Origin of the sequence: Clostridium sp. FS41, from assembly GCF_000954015.1 — a bacterium.
GTDB classification, from domain to species: Bacteria; Bacillota; Clostridia; order Lachnospirales; family Lachnospiraceae; genus Enterocloster; species Enterocloster citroniae.
Map to the genome: position 1 here is coordinate 22,073 of NZ_JYHN01000071.1, position 18,658 is coordinate 40,730.

Genomic DNA, 18,658 nt, shown 5'->3' on the forward strand with positions numbered 1-18,658 from the left:
GGGAGAGGACCATGAAAGGAAATGGTTTCATAAAACCGGCGGCAGTTGCCATTGGCCTGGCGCTTGGCGGAATGGCTGCATTTTCCTCCTACGCTACCAGTGTGGAGATCGACAATGCGAAAAAGCAGGTTTCCGCCCTGGAAGAAGAGAAGAAAAAGGTGGAGAGCGCCCTGAATCAGCTGGAGGCCCTGAAGGCCGATACGGCAGCCTATGTAAAGCAGCTGGATAACAATTTGGCCACATTGACAGATGAACTTTCCCAACTGGAAGTCCGGATCGGCGACAAGGAGGCTGAGATCGAAACCGCCAGGGCAGAGCTGGAGGAAGCAAAGGATGTGGAGGAGCACCAGTACAGCACCATGAAGCTGCGTATCAAGTATATGTATGAGAACGGAGAGAGCAGTTTTGTGGATATGGTCATGGAATCAGGCAGCATATCGGAATTGCTGAACCGGTCGGAATACGTGAGCCAGATAGCGGAGTATGACAGGAAGATGCTGCGGCAGTACGCCGAGGCCAAGGATGACGTGGCTGCCAGGGAGAAAAACCTGGAGCAGGAGCGGCAGGGTCTGGTGGAACTCCAGGAGACCACCCAGGCAAAGCAGTCTTCCGTGCAGAAGCTGATGGATTCAAAAAAAGCGGAACTGGACTCCTATAATGCCAAGATCGCATCGGCCCAGACAGAGATAGACCAGTACAATGCGGATATCAAGGCCCAGGAAGACCAGATGAAGCGCATTGAGGCGGAGATGAAGCGCCGGGAAGAAGAAGCCAGGAAAAAAGCAGAGGCGGCCGGCAAAACGTATACAGTACAGAATTTGGGGAATATTAGTTTTAAGTGGCCCTGTCCGTCCAGCAGCCGGATCACATCGAACTTTGGAGACAGGGAGTCGCCTACAGAGGGCGCTTCCAGCAACCATAAAGGGATAGATATCGGCGCGTCTACCGGCGCGGATATCATTGCGGCAGCGGACGGCGAGGTGGTGATCTCTACATACAGCTATTCAGCTGGCAATTATATCATGCTTGACCATGGAGGGGGAGTGAGTACGGTTTACATGCACTGCTCCAAGCTGCTGGTAGGAGTGGGGGAAAAAGTAAAACAGGGCCAGGTGATCGCCAAAGTGGGGTCCACCGGGTATTCCACCGGTTCCCATCTGCACTTTGGGATCCGCTCAGGCGGAACATATGTGAATCCCCGAAGTTATGTCAGCCCATGATGTATCATAAGTATAGAATAAGACGTGTTTTAAATTCATAGAGCCCGGTACACTGTGCTGGAACGGACAGATAGGAGATTTTAAATTGGATAATCGTGAGTTTGATCAACAAAAAAACATGAATGACCCGGACCGTCAGATGCAGGGGCCGGCTGGTGGAAACAGCGGCTGGCAGCCGGATAACGCAGGTCCGGACTGGCAGTCGGAGGGACCGGATAGCAGCCGCCAGGGAAATGGGAAGAACCGTTTCTGGACCGGTGTGCTGGCCGGAGCGCTGGTCACTGCATTTGTGGGATTGATCGTGGTGGGAATGTCTGCGGGCATTTACATTTTCGGAAAAAAGGTGATGAGCCGTCAGCCCGGAACACAGACCGAAGGGCGGGCGCCTGCTATCTCTGACAGCAGCAAGGATAAGGAAGGCGTGGATTTTTCTAAGGTCACGGCTAAGATGGATCTGATCCAGCAGATCATAGGGGAATATTTCCTCTATGAGGAGGATGCACAGAACGTGGAAGATTTTATCTACCGCGGTATGCTGGCCGGTTTGGATGACCCGTATTCCGTGTATTATACGGAGTCTGATTACAAATCCCTGCAGGACAGCACCAAGGGGACTTATTCCGGTATCGGAGCCATGATCAGCCAGAACAGGACCACGGGGCTGTGTACCATTGTTAGGGTGTTTGAGGGTTCGCCGGCCCTGGAGGCAGGAATGCAGCCGGGGGACATCATCTATAAGGTGGAGGATACTCTGGTTGCCTCAGAGAGCCTGGATGTGCTTGTGAATAACTACATCAAGGGCGAGGAGGGCACACCTGTCAATATTACGGTTTACCGTGCGGATAAAGATGAATATGCGGAGCTTACCATGAAACGGCGCAAGATCGAGGTGCCTACGGTGGAGCACCGGATGATGGAGGACAACATTGGATACATTGCGGTCACGGAGTTTGATGTGATAACAGTGGAGCAGTTTAAGGCAGCTGTGGATGAACTTGAAAAGGATGGAATGAAGGGGCTGATCATTGACCTGAGGAGCAATCCGGGCGGTATTCTGGACGGAGCTGTGAAGATGGCCGATTATCTGCTGCCGGATGATATTTCCAGATATGATAAGGGAGATGGAAAAACCCTGATCGTGTACACGGCCGATAAGAATGAGAAGGGGGATGTGTTCACTGCATCCGACAAACATGAGGTGGATCTCCCGCTGGTGATTCTGGTGAACGGCGATTCAGCAAGTGCGTCTGAAGTCTTTACCGGAGCCATGAAGGACTATAACAGGGCCACCGTGGTTGGAACCACCAGCTACGGCAAGGGAATCGTGCAGAACCTGATTCCTCTGGGGGACGGCTCTGCCATTAAAATCACCACTGCACATTATTATACCCCAAGCGGCTTTGATCTTCACGGAAAAGGAATAGAGCCGGATGTGGAAGTGGAACTGGATGAGAAGCTGAAGACCCAGGCAGTGGTGAAGCCGGAGGAGGATAATCAGATCCAGAAGGCGGTCCAGGTGCTGAAGGATAAGATACAGTAATCATATATAGATAAAGACCATGACCGAAACAAAGGAGCAGACTCCCAAGGGCCTAAACAGCCCCCGGGAGTTTTGTTCGTTTTTTCCGTTTACGATTTTTAAATCCCCGCAAAACGAACAAATCAGGCCAAACCGTTGACTATGGAGGGGTCAGCCATTAGAATGTGGCTATAAACATTGAACAGGGCCCATGGAGTTTATAAGAGGAGAAGAAAAGGATTTTGTCTGAGGAGGTTTTACAATGATAAACACAGTTATAATTGCGGACGATCTGACCGGAGCCAATGACACAGGCGCCATTCTGTCGCAGAATGGATTTAAGGTAGCCACTATACTGAAGACAGGCCATATGGAACAGTTTGAGGATTATGATGTGCTGTGCATCAGTACCAACAGCAGGGGTATCAGCAGGGATGAGGCTTATGACAGGGTACAAAAAACAGCCGCCCTTTTCCCAAAAAGTGATTCCATTCTTTACAGCAAGCGGATTGATTCCACTTTAAGGGGAAATGTAGGAGCGGAGATCGACAGTATCCTGGATTATCTGGGGGAGGATTACAGGGCTGTGGTGGTGGCCTCCTTTCCCGGGTCAGGGCGGACCAGTATTGGTGATATCCTGCTGGTCAACGGAGTTCCTCTTCAGATGACCGAGGCGGCAAATGATCCCACTTCTCCGGTACATACATCCAGGATTACAGAGATCGTAAAGCAGCAGTCCCAATATCCGGTGGGATATATCGGACTGGAACAGGTGGTGGAGAGTTCCGGAAAGCTGCTGGAAGAATTGTTAAAGCAGGCGGAGGAACACAGGATCATTGTGGTGGATGCCCGGACTGCCCGGGATATTGATGCCATTGCAGCCTGCTGCGCGGCCAGCGGATTAAAGATCGCGGCCATTGATCCCGGCTCTTTCACAGCGGCCCTGGCCGGCAATTTGTTCAAACGCAAAAAAGAGGCAATCCAGAAAAAGCTGTTGTGCGGTATTGGCAGCGCCAGCGATCTGACCAGACAGCAGCTGCAGTATCTGAAGAAAAATGCCAACCCACTGGTGGTGAGAATACGGGCAACAGAGTTTTTTGACGAAGACAGGCGCAGGGCGGAAATGGAACGTGTGATGGAGGAAGTGCGGGCAGCAGAGGAATCGCACGGCATTGTGGTCATAACCACCACAGAATCAAAGGACGATGTGGTGGATCTGTCCAAGATAGATGGAGCAAAACATAGTTCCATGAAAGAATGTGCCGGTGTGATCACAGACACCATTGCCCAGGTCCTCTATGACCTGATTGGGGAGATGGACGGCAGGATCGGCGGCGTTTATGCTTCAGGAGGGGATGTGGCAGCGGCATTTTGTGAGAAGCTGGGAATTTCCGGATTCCATGTGAAAGGGGAAGTGATCCCCTTGGCCATTTACTCCAATACCATTGGCGGCAGCCACCAGGGACTGCCCATGATCACAAAAGGCGGTCTGGTGGGAAGGGAGGATACTTTGATGCAGTGTATGGAATATTTTGAGACAGTGGTCTGAGGTTGTGGTAGAATGAAAGTTAATTATGGCAAGCTGTCCTGAACAGCTGCGAATATAGTAATAAAACAGATGGAGGATAAAAGATGAAACCAATCATTGCAATACCAATGGGAGACCCGGCAGGCATCGGTCCGGAGATAGTGGCAAAGGCATTGGCAAGGGAAGAAACATTTCAGTGCGCCAGGTGCGTGGTAGTGGGTGACAAAAAGGTGATGGAACAGGCAATCAGGATCGTGGACCTTCCCATGGCCATCCATGTGGTCAAGGAACCGGGGGAGGGAAGATTTGAGGAACATGTGATCAATCTCATGGACCTTGACAATGTGGATATGGGGCGGCTTAAGCTGGGGGAGATCAGCAGCATGTGCGGTCAGGCCGCGTATGAATATATTGCGGAAAGCATTTCCCTGGCAAATGAGGGAAAGGTGGCGGCCGTGTCCACCACGCCAATCAACAAGGAGTCCCTTAGGGCTGCGGGAGTGCCCTTTATCGGTCATACGGAAATATTCGGGGCGCTTACGGACACGCCGGATCCTTTGACCATGTTTGAGGTGAGGAATATGAGGGTATTTTTCCTCACAAGGCATGTATCCCTGAGAAAGGCATGCGACATGATCACAAAAGAGCGGGTCATGGACTATGTAAAGCGCTGCACCCAGGCACTGCGCCAGCTGGGGGTGGAGGATGGGACCATGGCGATCGCGGGGCTGAATCCCCACAGCGGGGAGCACGGTCTGTTCGGAGATGAGGAGATGGACGCCATCTATCCGGCGGTTGAAGCCTTGCAGGCAGAGGGATATAAGGTGGTGGGACCTGTGGGAGCTGATTCCGTGTTCCATCTGGCGCTTCAGGGAAAGTTCAACAGCGTGCTGTCCCTGTATCACGATCAGGGGCATATTGCCACCAAGACGCTGGACTTTGAACGGACCATTGCCGTGACAGCGGGAATGCCCATATTGCGGACCTCTGTGGACCATGGAACAGCCATGGACATTGCGGGAACAGGGATTGCAAGTGATGTGAGCATGGTGGAGGCAATCAGGCTGGCTGCCAAGTATTCGCCTGCGTTTCTCAGAAAAGATGGAGATTAAGGGAAAGATTTCAACATGACAAATGCCGGACGCGGAATATGCGGCCGGCATTCTGCGTGTGGTATTGACAGCAGCATGGAGAGATAGTACCATTGGTTTAAACAGGTGGAGAAAGGCGGGGACAACATGAGCGCAGCAGAGGAGCGGCAGAACCGGATCGTGGAGCTGGTCAGTGAAAAGGGCAATATACAGGTGGAGCGTCTGGCCGAGATCCTGGATGTGAGCCGGATGACGATCCGGAGGGATCTGGACAAGCTGAAGCAGGAGGGGATCATCGAGCGCCGCCACGGTGCGGCGGTTATCAAGCATGAGGCAACCTATACGGAAAAGATGGTCACCATGATGGAGGAAAAGCAGCAGCTGGCGTCAGCCTGTGCGGCCATGGTAAAGCCCGGGGACACGGTGTTCCTGGATTCCGGTACCACGATCTGCGAGATCGCAAAGCGGATCATGAGCATACCGGACCTGACTGTCATTACAAATGATATTGAGGTGGGATTTCTTCTCCACAGAAGCAATGTGGAGCTGATGATCTGCGGTGGCACGGTACAGAAGGAGACAGGAAGCATATTCGGGACATTTTCCAATCAGATGATGTCCTATATTCATGTGGGGATCGCATTTATGGGGGCAATGTCTATTGATTCCAATTTTAATGTACTCACCCCCACCATGGACAAGGCATCCCTAAAGCGCATGGTTACAAAAAATGCAAACAGAAGTTACCTGGTGGTGGACCATTCCAAATTTAACCGACAGGCCCTGATGAAGATCAACAACCTCCAGGATTATACAGGCGTGGTGACCACAAAGGTGTTTGATGAAAAGGAGCTGGAGCGGATCCAGGAGCGGGATATCCATCTGATCATGGTGGGGGATGGGACGGAATAGACGGCCGCCTGGTTATGAATATAATGTTCGTAATGGGTAAAATCTGAGTATATTGCATATGCTATCAATCAAGGATTCCTGAAATGAAGAAAACTTAAATCAGATTGTAGAATCAATGGAACAGCTATATAAATAAGGCAATATTGTTATGTGTGCAGCAGGAGGATATTCAAATGTATGATATGATTATTATTGGAGCCGGACCAGCCGGTATCAGTGCAGCTATTTATGGAAAAAGCAGAGGAAAAAAGATTCTGATGTTGGAAAAGGGTCAGGTTGGCGGTTTGATTGGAACTGTCTCGACAGTTACGCACTATACGGCAATCATGAAAGAAGAATCTGGTAAGACATTTGCTGAACGTATGAAAGAGCAAGTACTTAGTGCCGGTGTAGAGATTCGCTATGAGAACGTGACAGAAACAAAGTTAATAGGTAAAATTAAGAAAGTCGTTACGGATCAAGAAAGTTATGAATGTAAAACCGTGGTTCTCGCCAATGGTGGTTCTGGCCGTATGTTAGGAATTCCAGGTGAAAGTCTGAAAGGTGTCCGATTAAACGCACCAAAAGATGGTCCTGATTATAAGGGTAAAAATATCTATATCATTGGTGGAGCAGATGGCGCAGTAAAGGAAGCCATTTACCTGGCTGGAATTGCTGGAAAAGTAACAATCGTATGCGTGGAAGATGAACTTGTATGTATACAGGAATTTAAAGATAAGGTTGCCGCACACCATAACATTGAAATCATGCCACATTCAAGTCTCACAGCAGTATATGGCAACGAAATAGTTGAGGAACTTGAATTTACCGACAACAAAACAGGAAATAAACAGATTGTAAAAGATGGAGAGTGCGGAGTATTTGTTTATGCAGGAATTGTTCCGAACACTCAGATCTACACGGAATTGAAGTTAGAACACGGATATATTCCAGTGGATGAATTGATGCAGACAGAAATTCCGGGAGTATTTGCTGCTGGAGATATCTGTGTAAAGAAAGTAAGACAGGTAGCTACAGCAGTTGCTGATGGTGCAATTGCAGGAATACAGGCGGCATCAATGTGTTAATAAAAACAAACGGAAATGCATCCCAGTCGGCGATGGTTAGTGTTTTCAATTCCGAAGAAACTCAATATACCATCTGCCGAACCGGCATCAGGGCAATCTCTTTCAAAAGATACCATATATGTCAAAAAATGAACTGGTGGCTATGGCTGAAGATATGATCGATTAGCTATATCCATTATAGCTAGTACAATTAAGAGGAAAAATAAGAATAGGAAATGGGAATTCCCTACTCTTATTTTTTTGTGCCACGGTAAAAATAAACCGCCTGCTCTGCAGGTGGAGGGAATATCTTCAGATAAAAGCAACTCCTGTGCTAAACTAAATGTAGGTCTGCAAACCACAAATAAAAAGCACAGGAGGTCCAAAATGGACAATAATAGTTTAGCTCATAGTGGATTGCAAGTACCATCTGTCATAACCGCGCCTGTGGAACACATGATGTGGGCTTAATGAGTAATATCATTAAGGAACTGTATGAGTTGGGGCGTTCTGACGCATGGATTTCCAAACACCTGGGGATGGATCGGGATAAGATTTTGAGGTTCAAGCAGATTATCGGTCTGGCTGCCCTGTTCCGCGGTGTGAAGTTTGGACAGGCATGGCGGCCTGGTGAGGATGTGGTTTTGGCCGAAGAGTCCTCTGATAGCGGGAAAACGCATATTATCTGCACCTTAGGAAATGATTAATAAATTCTTTAGCATTAAATAATACAATCATTCCACAGACCCAGTATAATGTTAGAGGAAATAAGTCTGTTGGGACAAGTATAAATTCACTTCAGCTGAATCGGATGCGTGTAAAGGACTTAAGGAGGTATCATGAAAGGATTTAAACGACAGAATCAATTTTTTTCCCTCTGTGGATTAAATTGTGGGCTTTGTCCCATGTTTTTGAATAAAACTGTCCTGGCTGCGGCTGCGATGAAGGAAACCAGGCATGCAAAATTGCAAGATGCAGCATGGAGCACGGCGATAGCTGGGGTCAACGGGTGATTCGGTTTTACGATTTGGACGGTCATATCGTAGAGGTTGGGGAGGATATGAAAATGGTGCTAAAGCGTTTTCTTGCTTCCGGTATGACAATGGAAGAAATCTCTGTGAAAATGGACGCTTCTGTGGAGGACTTAACAAAACTTATGAACAGCTAAATTCCAGAAAGAAAAAATGGGTTATATATTTATGGAATTTAATAAAAAACCACAGCAATTTAAAAAAGGGAAAATAATTGTCCAAATGCCATGTCCTGAACTTTGCTGTTTAGGGCTTAATAGAGGAAATAATAATGGAGCAGATGTTCCGGTCGTCATTGAAAATACCCGCATTCGTAAGGAAATGCAAAAAGGTGAAGTTCACAAATCGTTAATGGCCCAAGTTGATTATGTGATAAAATATGATAGGCATCAAAAGTACTGATAATATTCTTAATCAAGTAAAGTCTATTTGCGGTATAATGTATATGATCTAAACTGAAAGGAGTGTCATGCTTTGCTTGAAAAGATACTTGTTGTTGATGATGAGAAAGAAATTGCGGATCTGATTGAAGTATATCTTCAAAATGAAAATATGGATGTATATAAGTTTTATTCAGGAGAGGAAGCACTTGTCTGTATCGGGAGTACAGACTTTGATTTGGCTATACTGGATATCATGCTTCCGGATATCAGCGGACTTTCGATATGTCAGTCCATACGAAGTAAGGAGTACACATATCCGGTAATTATGCTTACGGCAAAGGATGGAGAGACGGATAAAATTACCGGACTTACGCTTGGTGCAGATGATTATATTACAAAACCGTTTCTGCCTCTTGAGCTGGTAGCAAGGGTAAAGGCCCAGCTTCGCCGTTATAAGAAATATAATGTAGGCTCAGCGGTTCCGGCAGCGGATGAAATCTTTAAATATGCCGGATTAACGATGAACATTAAGACATATGAATGCCGGCTTAATGGAGAGACGCTGTCACTGACTCCTACGGAATTTTCCATACTAAGGATTCTTTTAGAGCGCAAGTGCAGTGTCGTCAGTGCCGAAGAATTATTCCATGAAGTCTGGCAGGAAGAATATTATACCAAGAGTAACAATACGATTACCGTACACATCCGACATCTTCGCGAGAAGATGAAGGATACCGGGGAAAACCCCAGATATATAAAAACGGTATGGGGGGTTGGATATAAAATTGGGGAAATTTAAAAATACAAAATACAACTATTCAAAGCTCGGCCATATTACATTTATCAGAGGATTATGGATTACAGTGGGAGCAGTTGCTGCAGTCTTTGCACTGCGGATGCTGACGCGTGGACATTTGGCAGATGCGATTGTTGGGTGGTTTGCACGCAGTCTTTCAATCAGTGAGAAGGAAGCTGATTTGATATATTTCAAGATAGTGACTGTCAATATGCAGTTTATTCTTGCGTTGGTCATTATCATATTTGTTTTTTTGTTGTTCCACATGCTGTTGGACACATATAAAAGATATTTTGATGAAGTAGTAACAGGGATTGACAAGCTTATGGAGGAAAGGGCGGCGATTTCACTGTCTCCGGAACTGGAGAGTGTGGAGCATAAACTGGCTGACGTAAAGCGGACACTTGCAGAACGGGCGGATAAGGCTAAGAGGGCAGAGCAGCAGAAGAATGATCTTGTGGTATATCTGGCTCATGATATCAAGACCCCACTGACTTCTGTAATCGGATATCTTAGTCTTTTGGATGAAACACCGGATATGCCTGATGAGGAGAAAGCAAAATATATCCACACCGCATGGGAAAAAGCCAATCGGCTCAGAAACCTGGTGAATGAATTTTTTGAGATCACCCGCAGCCACTCTGAAGCCCTTCCGCTTCAAAAGACAAAGGTTGATCTTTACTATATGATTGCACAGATTTCAGATGAATTGTATCCGCAGTTGAATGCATGTGGAAAGATCATAGAGAATCATGTAGATGAGGACATATCTGTATATGGAGATTCTGATAAGCTGGCCAGAGTATTTAATAATATCCTTAAAAATGCCATTTCTTATAGTACGGACAATAGTGTTATCAAAGTATCGGCCAAAGAACTTTCAGAATGGACTGTGATTCAATTTGAAAATGACGGGGAAATTCCGGAGGAAAAGCTCAATGTGATTTTTGATAAATTCTGCCGTTTAAGCAATGCGAGATTAAGCGAAACAGGGGGCTCCGGCCTGGGGCTTGCTATTGCAAAAAATATTATTGTACTGCATGGCGGACAGATAAAGGCTGAAAGCAGTAATGGACGCACTGCTTTCATCATTGAAATCCCATTAGATTCATCCAAAATCCCTGTCACAAAACCTTAGAGATTTGCAACTGAATGAACTAAAACAGTTTGGCTTAGTCGAGAAAAAATCCTACGCCGGTTATCCTCTCAAAGAAGAATATTTTTACAGCATTGCAAGAAAAATCAACCTCATTGTCAATAAAAAAATTGGTAATGAGGTAAAATTTTTGTCAGACAGACGAATGCTGATCATTGCCATATCGCCTTAGGAATTTCTTAATCATTCATTTACCATTCCATAGAAAATCAATTATCTCAAATTAAAAAACTGCCTGCTCATCAATGGTATGCTTAAACTGCCTGATAGAGCAGGCAATATTTATATGAAAGGAGGTAATTTTAGAAAATGGAGGTGGCTATGAGAAAGAAGATAAAACGGATCTTTACAATTCTGGGAATAACAGCAATGATTTTTACCGTAACAGCCTGCGGGAACCGCATGGATACCATGCAGCCTGCTGCTTCCTATGTTGCAGACTTTTTTGATATTCCAGACACCGTGACAGGAATTGAAAGACTTCTGCTCAAAGATGATATGGCCTATCTGTGCTGCCTGGAGGAAGATGGCACGTCCTATTTGGCAGCAATGGATATTGATGACGGCAAGTTTTTGAAACAGAATCTGGATCTGGATGCTTCTGTCTCACTTCTGGATTTTGGCTTTGCCCCGGATAACAGCATCTGGGCGGTTTGCCTGGAACAGGCAGGCGGTTATAGTTTAAGGAAATTTGACAACAGTGGTTCACAGGTCCAATCGGTTGGCCTGGCAGGTGTGATGGACAGCCCGGTCATATCGGCAGTTGGAAGAGATTTGTTCCTTAGCATTGATATGGAGGGAAATATCTGTGTGGCTGCAAAAGGAGGAAATACGCTGGTCTATCTGTTCGACAACAACGGCAGTTTCTTATTTGCTCTCGATTATGAGGGAAATCTTATGACAACGACAACGACTGCCAAGGGACAGATAGGTATTTGTGCGACTTCCTCGGACCGTATGAACTATGACCTGCTTACAGTGGACATGGAGAGCCGGGATTGGAGGAAAGATAAAATCTGTCTGGGAGCAACAGCAGGACTGTATGGAGGAGTGAACAAAGATTTCTATCGGTTTGATTCTTCCGTTTTGTATGGGTATGCTGCGGGAGCACAGGAGGGCATCCCTGTCTTTAACTGGTCGGATATGGGACTTGGCACATCAGAAGTTCATCTTGGAGAATGCACGGATGGGCGTTTTGTGGTCCTGGCGGCCTCATCCAATCAGACTGGGGTATTATCGTATGAAATGGCGGTTCTGGCCAAGGGGGAGGATGAGAGGGAGATTTTGAGTATGGTGAGCCTGACTGCGACTCCTGGCATTGTCCAGGCCGTATCCGATTTTAACAAAACAAACGACAGGTATAAGGTTGAGCTGACAGAGTATTTTCCGTATGCACAAAATGTTTCCAACGAGGAATGGGATAATGCCATTTTGAATCTTAATACACGGATCATCTCCGGCGATATGCCGGATATCCTGGATATGAGTAATTTGTCTGTACAGATTTATCTAGGTAAAGGGCTTTTGGAAGATCTCTATCCATATATGGAACATGATCCGGAAATCCGGACAGAGGATTACTTTGAAAATGTCTTTGAAGCTATCAGCCTGGATGGAAAGTTACCTTATCTTACAGACGGAGCAGCCATATCCACTATGCTGGCCGGCGCGGATGTTGTGGATGGAAGCAATGGCTGGACCGTTCAGGATCTGGAAAAGGTCCTTGATACTTACGGAGCCAATTCCATAGACAATCTGTCCGGAGCTTCCTTTTTGAGAGACATGCTTCAGACAGACGGCAGTTTTATTGACTGGAGCCTGGGTAAATGCTCATTTGATTCGCCTGAATTTGTAAAAATGCTGGAATTTGCCGGTAAAATACAGGAAAGCAGCCAGAATGGCTTTGGAGGAATGGAGATAAGTGATACCTATGCAGCAGCCTATGAGACTGTGCTGAGCGTTTACCACATCACCCGGTACAGAAATTACTACAACGGAAACCTGAGATTTCTTGGACTTCCCGGAGGCGGCGGTGAGTACCATGTAATCAAACCGGAAGTGAAGGTTGGAATCTCCTCGTCCAGCACCCGGAAGGAAGGGGCATGGGAATTTGTCAGAACACTATTGACAGAGGAGCATCAGATGTCCTGTATGATGCTTCCGATTCATAAGAGGGCGTTTGATAAGGTCACGCAGGCGGCGGTGGATGGAAAATCTGTCTGGACGTGGATTTACGAAGACGGCAAGGCAACAAAAGAAGATGCGGAGCTGACAAAGCAGCTTTTAAGCAGCGCAGCCTATGTGGAGAATGACAATCAGACACTGGAATCACTGATATTGGAGGAGGCCCGGGAATATTTTTCAGGGGCCAGGAGCGCCCTGGAAGCGGCTGAAAGAATTCAGAGCCGGGCCAGTCTTTATATCAATGAACAAATGTAAAAATTTTATATGCAAAGGAAAGAATTCAAAACGATGAAAAGACAGCTTATGAAAAGAGGAATGATGGGGATATATGCAGCTATCTGCGCGGGGATGCTTTTGGTTACCGGCTGTGCAGGTACGGAGACAAATGCAAAAACGGAAACAGAAAGAATGGAAGCGACAGAGCGACAGGAAAGCAATCCTGTAAATACTGCCGGTAAGGCGGAGAAGGAGGAAGTCCCTGAAAAGCAGGAGGAAGCGGTCCAAAATGATTCACCTCTGCAAAGTCCGGATGATGCCGGGAACAGGGATTCAGATACAATGGATACCTTTGCAGATGCGAATGACATGATGAAGTCTGCTGATTTGAGCGGCACAGCCGGCAAATGCTCGAATACCGGGTGCGTGATTAATACATCACCCTTTGCGGACGGCACTTCATCTTCAGGAGATGGGGGCAGCATGACGGTTACTTATACAGAAGACACAGTATTTCAAAAGGGAACCGTGAAATCGGATGGCAGCAGCTACTCTTTGGAGGACAGTGAAAAAGACAGGATAGGGGACAGTGATTTTGTACTGTGTTTCGGGAAACAGCAGGCGGACGGTTCTTACCTGGCAGACAAAATCATTATGATTGTGTTCAATTAACCTGACAGGAGATGATACAGCTATGCGTTTACATATTGGGGAAAAAATCAGACAGCAAAAGGCCATGCTTATTTCCGGAAAGAAATACAGGCCCCTTATAGAAGAACGTGTACAGCGCATGGCTGTATATCTTATGATTGGATTTTTCGCATTTATGTTTGTATGCACAATCATTTCCCGTGCATCCCATTCTTTTACAACTGCCCATGTTGCAGTGTCTTCCATGACAAGCAAAACGTTAATGAACAGGGCTGAAATGGAAGGGATTATCCATGCGGCAGCAGAGAAGGGGATTAGCCTTCCGGATGGCCTTAAGGTCGTGTCCGTCAATGCAGGGGAGGGCAAACCGGTAGACAGAGGTGAAATACTGATAGAATTTGATAAACCTTCCGCAGAAGAACAGATTAAGAAGCTGGAAGAAGAAATCCATATCCTTAACCTGAGAATCGATCTTTCAGCAGACAATGGCGGCAATGATGTGATTGAGGCACAGCGTACGCTGGAGGATGCCCAAAAGGCGTATGAGCGCATTGCTGCAAAGTATGCCAGGGCAGAGATGCGGCTGAAAGAAGATTATACAAAGCTTGAAGAAACACTGGCAGATGCGGAAAAGAATCTTATTAATAAGGCAGAAGCGCTTGTGAAGGAAGCGAGGGAAAACCTGCAAAACGTAAGGGAGGACGCGGAGGACGCCATCCGTGCCGCAGAACAGGCGCTGGATGAGGAATCAGAAAATCTTGATGATTCAGAGGATGGTTATCAGCAGGCATTAGAAACGTATGAGCAGGCGAAAGATGAACTTAATATGGCAAATCAGAGAGTCAGCGAAATAAAGGAAGCGATTGCAGGGAAGCAGCCGGATGATGCCGCGGATTATACGGAGGAGCTGAAGGAGGCGGAGGAAGAACTTTCCATTGCGCAAAAGGCATTTAACCAGGCAAAAAAGGAACTTTCAAAAGCAGACTATACCTCATCGTCCTATGACAGGGCAGACGATAACCTGGATTCCATCAAGAGATGCTGGAGACGTAACATTGATAAAGCCAAAGATGCTCTTTATAAAGCAGAAACAGTGCTGGAAGCAGTCAGGGAAGGCAACGATTTTTCAACTGAGTCTGCAGTCAGTGAGGCCCAGTCTGCCATTGATGCTGCAAGAGAAGCGTTAAACCGTGCCCGGCGTGAGTCAGAGGATAACCGATATTCTGAGGAGGAAGAACTCTATGCTGCGGGAAGGGCAGTTGAGACCGCCCAGGCAGCATTGGAAGATGCCCGGAGACAGGCTGATGTATTGCAGAAGGAAGGTGAGATTGACAGAATCACCTGTGAATCTGAGCGGTCAGATAAGGAGAAATCGCGTGCTGCATTACAGGAAATTTTGGATAATGGGGGATGCCTTTTGGCTCCGGCCCCTGGTACGGTGGTGAGGACGCTGGAACGCGGGGATAAAACAAAGGAGGGGGAAGATGCAGTCATACTTTCCTCTGCTGACAGAGGATTTGTTTTTGAAGGAAAACTGGATAAAGATTCAGCACGCCGCTTTTCAGCCGGGGACAAAGGAGAGCTTCATTACAAATTGGACGGAAGCACACAAAAAGCAGATGTGGAGATTCATTCCATCAGCACACCGGACGAGTCGGACCAGGTTTTAGTAACTGCGGTTCTGTCGGAGGGAGGTTATACTTCCGGTATGCCGGCACAGCTTTTTCTGAGCAGAAAAAGCGAGACGTATCAAAATTGTCTGCCTCTTACCGCACTCAGAAGTGATTCCGCCGGAGATCACGTATTCGTACTCCGCAGACAAAGCTCCGTACTGGGAACAGAATGGGTCATTGCAAGGGTAGATATAACCGTTAAGGAAAGGGACAGTCAGACCATGTATGTTGATGGCGCGCTTACGTATTCGGATCAGGTAGTTATAAGCTCAAATAAGATCATATCGGAAGGAGACAGGGTCCGTATTGAAAAATAACAGGTTTGCCCATTACCGGGCGTTGACAATTTCAGCAATACTGGCAGCGGTTCTTTGGTGTACCGCTTGTTCTTTCTATAGTACGGCCATCAGTCACTGTACAAGTGTGAGCATTAAATGGGAAAAGAACGGTGTCAGCCCCTCAGAGCTTATCAGGCAGCAGACGTATGCAAGGCAGGATGGAGCAGGAAACCAGCCGGAGGTCACTTTATGGCAGATATACCCGGAACAGGAGATAATGGCTTCAGACAAAAAGAAGATGAAGGCGGATGTTGTTGACGTCTTTGGAGACTGTGGGGATATATCATCCTCCATGCTGGCGGACGGCGCTTATCCGGCCAGATCGGATGCCTCTGGCTGTGCCGTCAGTACCGGTCTGGCATTCTCTCTGTGGGGAAGTACCAATGTGATTGGGGTGCCGGTAAAGGCGGAAGGAAAGCAGTTCTATGTCCGAGGCATATTTGAGGAGGAAGAACCAAGGTTATTCTTACAGGCGCAGGTGGAATCGGAAGAACCCTTATCCAATATGCAGCTGACGTTTACAGGTCCGGGAGCAGGGGAGAGGGCCGGTCAGTATCTCTCATCGGCAGGTTTTCCGATGGGACGGATCCTTGACCTGACATTATTTGCATGGGTACTTGGCATGATACTCCGGTTCCCTGCGATCATTCTGGCATTTGGAATCCTTGGGCGCGTGATCAGGCATGGAAAAAGGCGTTACCGTTATCCCCTGCTGCTGGCTATTTATCTTTTAATGGCTTTCGGTATATTGGCCGGATTATGGGTTTGTATGGACCTGCCAGAATTTCCTTCCGAGTTTATCCCTGCAATGTGGTCTGATTTTGAGTTTTGGGAAAATTTGTTTAAGGAACAGGGAAAAAATATGGTCTACTGGATGGCCGCGGGGCCTTCCTTCCGGGATATAGAGCTTTGGATCTCGTCATTTATGGCAGTGCTGCTTTCTGTTTGCGCCTCTGCCTTTACGGCAGCCGCAGCAATGCTGGTATCCATACGCTCTTACAAAAGAATGATTTTCTATTGTGCGGCATATACACTGACTCTTGGCCTGATTTCATTCAAGATAGCCTCTGCTCACAATATGACCTTTTGCAAAGCAATGTATTTTCTGCCATGCCTGTGGATATGTGTGGATTTTCTGTTTTACTGTCTGAAAGAAACACTTGCCGCCGATGTTCGTGAAGGGAGGATTTTGGATGAGGAAAAAACGTGAATACAGTGTTCCGGTCCGGGAAGAAATGGTACCATGGCTGTTTTTGCTGCCGAGCCTGCTGTTCGTGAGCATTATGGTGCTGATTCCCATGCTGGATGCTCTGCGCTGTTCCTTTTTCCTGGCTGCCGGTGACCGCTTTGTGGGATTTCAAAATTATCTGGCAGTCTTGAGAAACCATGCGTTTAAGATGGCGGCAGCTAATACAGCAAAATTTATCTTAGTCTGCATACCGCTTCTGTTACTCTTTTCCCTGGCTGTTTCCCTGATGCTGGCCTCCTTCAGGGAAAAACGCGGCATTTTTAAGACCTCGTTTCTTGTGCCCATGGCGGTTCCCGTTGCTTCGATTGTGCTTTTGTGGCGGGTGTTCTTTCACAAAAATGGACTTCTCAACGCGTTCTTTGCGCTTTGGGGTATGGATCCGGTTGACTGGATTGGAAGTAAGGCAGCCTTTGGCGTGTTGGTGTTTGCTTATCTGTGGAAGAATTTCGGATATAATATGGTGCTGTGGCTGTCAGGACTTAGCGCCATAAATCCGGCATTATATGAGGCGGCCCAGATAGACGGCGCCGGAAGCCTTCAGCGGTTTGTGAGGATTACACTCCCCAATCTTATGCCCACATTATTTACCATTACAGTACTGTCGCTGCTCAATTCCTTTAAGGTGTTCAGGGAGGCTTATCTGATTGCGGGAGGTTATCCGGATGACAGTATTTACATGCTTCAGCATTTATTTAATAACTGGTACGGCAATCTGGATGTGGATAAAATGTGTGCCGGAGCTGTGATGATGGCAATTCTGGTATTTATTTTAATACTACTGCTGCAAAAAATCATGGACAGAGGAGATAGGATATGAGAGAGGATATGAAAAAATGGCTTCTTGGCGTACCCCTTGTTTTGATTGCGGTCTTTATATGGATGCCTCTTTGGATGCTGATATCCGGGACCTTTATGGGAGGAGCAGAGTTGTCTGAAAACCTTGCGCCTGTCCTGGAAGGAAGGGGAGGAACGGCTGTATGGCCCGTAATTGCTCGTTATCCGACACTGGCGGCATATGTGGAACTATTATTGGATACGCCCCAGTTCTTTACGGTATTCTGGAATTCCTGCAGGCAGGTTTTCCCAATCATACTCGGTCATGTCCTTTTGGGCGCTCCTGCGGCATGGGCGTTTGCAAAGTTTCACTTTCGCGGAAAAAAGATACTCTATACTTTGTATATTGTCCTGATGCTCATGCCATTTCAGGTAACCATGGTTTCCAGCTATCTTATCCTGAATAAGATGGGCCTGATTGATACCGTATGGGCGGTCATACTGCCCGGTGCGGCATCAACGCTTCCGGTATTCATCATGACACGTTTTTTCATGGACATACCGGCGGCGGTCATGGAGGCGGCGGCCGTGGACGGGGCTTCCTCATTTCAGACATTTTTGCGGTTTGGGCTTCCGCTGGGCGCACCGGGCATTCTGTCGGCTGTGGTATTAGGGTTTTTGGAATACTGGAACGCAATAGAGGCGTCTCAGGCATTCTTAAAAAACCAGGCGCTCTGGCCGCTGTCATTGTATATGCCAAACATCACAGCGGATAACGCCGGGGTATCATTAATCGCGTCACTGATTACGCTGATGCCTCCTCTTCTGATATTCCTGTCCGGTCAGAAATATCTGGAGCAGGGCATTATATCTTCCGGAATGAAAGATTAA

General features: G+C 47.1%; 15 protein-coding genes and 3 pseudogenes. All 18 read left to right on the top strand.

Annotation, left to right across the window (positions count from 1 at the left end; genetic code table 11):
- The first annotated feature begins 11 nt into the window (after positions 1 to 11).
- The 18 genes and pseudogenes from CLFS41_RS24235 (at position 12) to CLFS41_RS24315 (ending at position 18,658) form a co-directional block, all read left to right on the top strand.
- Entirely contained in the window at positions 12 to 1,220 is a 1,209-nt protein-coding gene (locus tag CLFS41_RS24235; protein WP_045093757.1) for a peptidoglycan DD-metalloendopeptidase family protein, read from the top strand.
- Positions 1,221 to 1,305: 85 nt separating this feature from the next.
- Complete coding sequence (locus CLFS41_RS24240; RefSeq protein ID WP_045093758.1) at positions 1,306 to 2,760, top strand: S41 family peptidase; 1,455 nt, start codon at positions 1,306 to 1,308, stop codon at positions 2,758 to 2,760.
- Between the two features lie 241 nt (positions 2,761 to 3,001).
- The gene (locus CLFS41_RS24245; protein WP_045093759.1) at positions 3,002 to 4,288 is read left to right on the top strand and encodes a four-carbon acid sugar kinase family protein; all 1,287 of its coding nucleotides are present in this window, start codon (positions 3,002 to 3,004) and stop codon (positions 4,286 to 4,288) included.
- An 83-nt stretch (positions 4,289 to 4,371) separates the two neighbouring features.
- On the top strand, positions 4,372 to 5,379 hold the full coding sequence (pdxA, locus tag CLFS41_RS24250; RefSeq protein ID WP_045093760.1) for a 4-hydroxythreonine-4-phosphate dehydrogenase PdxA: 1,008 nt from the start codon (positions 4,372 to 4,374) through the stop codon (positions 5,377 to 5,379).
- A gap of 126 nt (positions 5,380 to 5,505) precedes the next feature.
- The gene (locus CLFS41_RS24255; protein ID WP_007871419.1) at positions 5,506 to 6,270 is read left to right on the top strand and encodes a DeoR/GlpR family DNA-binding transcription regulator; all 765 of its coding nucleotides are present in this window, start codon (positions 5,506 to 5,508) and stop codon (positions 6,268 to 6,270) included.
- 173 nt (positions 6,271 to 6,443) lie between these two features.
- Positions 6,444 to 7,337 carry an FAD-dependent oxidoreductase gene (locus CLFS41_RS24260; RefSeq protein ID WP_045093761.1) on the top strand — a complete coding sequence of 298 codons (894 nt, stop codon included), beginning with the start codon at positions 6,444 to 6,446 and terminating at the stop codon, positions 7,335 to 7,337.
- Between the two features lie 395 nt (positions 7,338 to 7,732).
- Positions 7,733 to 8,023: pseudogene (locus CLFS41_RS24265) on the top strand (chromosome partitioning protein ParB); the annotation flags it as partial.
- 132 nt (positions 8,024 to 8,155) lie between these two features.
- Positions 8,156 to 8,304 (top strand): annotated as a pseudogene (locus CLFS41_RS30280) (DUF3795 domain-containing protein); the annotation flags it as partial.
- A pseudogene (locus CLFS41_RS24270) lies at positions 8,296 to 8,484 on the top strand (glyoxalase); the annotation flags it as partial. The pseudogenes CLFS41_RS30280 and CLFS41_RS24270, both read left to right, overlap by 9 nt.
- A gap of 31 nt (positions 8,485 to 8,515) precedes the next feature.
- Complete coding sequence (locus tag CLFS41_RS30285; protein WP_143111242.1) at positions 8,516 to 8,749, top strand: hypothetical protein; 234 nt, start codon at positions 8,516 to 8,518, stop codon at positions 8,747 to 8,749.
- Positions 8,750 to 8,821: 72 nt separating this feature from the next.
- Positions 8,822 to 9,529 (top strand): VanR-ABDEGLN family response regulator transcription factor, encoded by a 708-nt coding sequence (gene vanR / locus CLFS41_RS24280; RefSeq protein ID WP_045093762.1) that lies wholly within the window; start codon positions 8,822 to 8,824, stop codon positions 9,527 to 9,529.
- Entirely contained in the window at positions 9,516 to 10,664 is a 1,149-nt protein-coding gene (locus tag CLFS41_RS24285) for a HAMP domain-containing sensor histidine kinase (RefSeq protein WP_007871406.1), read from the top strand. Before vanR ends, CLFS41_RS24285 begins: the two co-directional genes overlap by 14 nt.
- Before the next feature lie 339 nt (positions 10,665 to 11,003).
- Positions 11,004 to 13,121, top strand: coding sequence for an extracellular solute-binding protein (locus tag CLFS41_RS24290; protein ID WP_347468897.1), 2,118 nt, complete (start codon positions 11,004 to 11,006; stop codon positions 13,119 to 13,121).
- A 33-nt stretch (positions 13,122 to 13,154) separates the two neighbouring features.
- Positions 13,155 to 13,754, top strand: coding sequence for a hypothetical protein (locus tag CLFS41_RS24295; RefSeq protein WP_045093764.1), 600 nt, complete (start codon positions 13,155 to 13,157; stop codon positions 13,752 to 13,754).
- Positions 13,755 to 13,776: 22 nt separating this feature from the next.
- Positions 13,777 to 15,723, top strand: a complete 1,947-nt coding sequence (locus CLFS41_RS24300) for a hypothetical protein (protein WP_045093765.1) — start codon at positions 13,777 to 13,779, stop codon at positions 15,721 to 15,723.
- Positions 15,713 to 16,954, top strand: a complete 1,242-nt coding sequence (locus tag CLFS41_RS24305) for a hypothetical protein (RefSeq protein WP_045093766.1) — start codon at positions 15,713 to 15,715, stop codon at positions 16,952 to 16,954. Before CLFS41_RS24300 ends, CLFS41_RS24305 begins: the two co-directional genes overlap by 11 nt.
- A complete protein-coding gene (locus CLFS41_RS24310) occupies positions 16,938 to 17,810 on the top strand; it encodes a sugar ABC transporter permease (RefSeq protein WP_045093767.1) in 873 nt (290 codons plus the stop codon). The genes CLFS41_RS24305 and CLFS41_RS24310 overlap by 17 nt, the downstream gene beginning before the upstream one ends.
- Positions 17,811 to 17,818: 8 nt before the next feature.
- The gene (locus CLFS41_RS24315; protein ID WP_045093782.1) at positions 17,819 to 18,658 is read left to right on the top strand and encodes a carbohydrate ABC transporter permease; all 840 of its coding nucleotides are present in this window, start codon (positions 17,819 to 17,821) and stop codon (positions 18,656 to 18,658) included.

Excerpts from the sequence above, each read along its gene's own strand:
- CLFS41_RS24235 (WP_045093757.1), top strand. The coding sequence starts at position 12 with ATGAAAGGAAATGGTTTCATAAAACCGGCGGCAGTTGCCATTGGCCTG.
- CLFS41_RS24245 (WP_045093759.1), top strand. The coding sequence starts at position 3,002 with ATGATAAACACAGTTATAATTGCGGACGATCTGACCGGAGCCAATGAC.
- pdxA (WP_045093760.1), top strand. The coding sequence starts at position 4,372 with ATGAAACCAATCATTGCAATACCAATGGGAGACCCGGCAGGCATCGGT.
- CLFS41_RS24255 (WP_007871419.1), top strand. The coding sequence starts at position 5,506 with ATGAGCGCAGCAGAGGAGCGGCAGAACCGGATCGTGGAGCTGGTCAGT.
- CLFS41_RS24260 (WP_045093761.1), top strand. The coding sequence starts at position 6,444 with ATGTATGATATGATTATTATTGGAGCCGGACCAGCCGGTATCAGTGCA.
- CLFS41_RS30285 (WP_143111242.1), top strand. The coding sequence starts at position 8,516 with ATGGAATTTAATAAAAAACCACAGCAATTTAAAAAAGGGAAAATAATT.
- CLFS41_RS24290 (WP_347468897.1), top strand. The coding sequence starts at position 11,004 with ATGAGAAAGAAGATAAAACGGATCTTTACAATTCTGGGAATAACAGCA.
- CLFS41_RS24295 (WP_045093764.1), top strand. The coding sequence starts at position 13,155 with ATGAAAAGACAGCTTATGAAAAGAGGAATGATGGGGATATATGCAGCT.
- CLFS41_RS24300 (WP_045093765.1), top strand. The coding sequence starts at position 13,777 with ATGCGTTTACATATTGGGGAAAAAATCAGACAGCAAAAGGCCATGCTT.
- CLFS41_RS24310 (WP_045093767.1), top strand. The coding sequence starts at position 16,938 with ATGAGGAAAAAACGTGAATACAGTGTTCCGGTCCGGGAAGAAATGGTA.
- CLFS41_RS24315 (WP_045093782.1), top strand. The coding sequence starts at position 17,819 with ATGAAAAAATGGCTTCTTGGCGTACCCCTTGTTTTGATTGCGGTCTTT.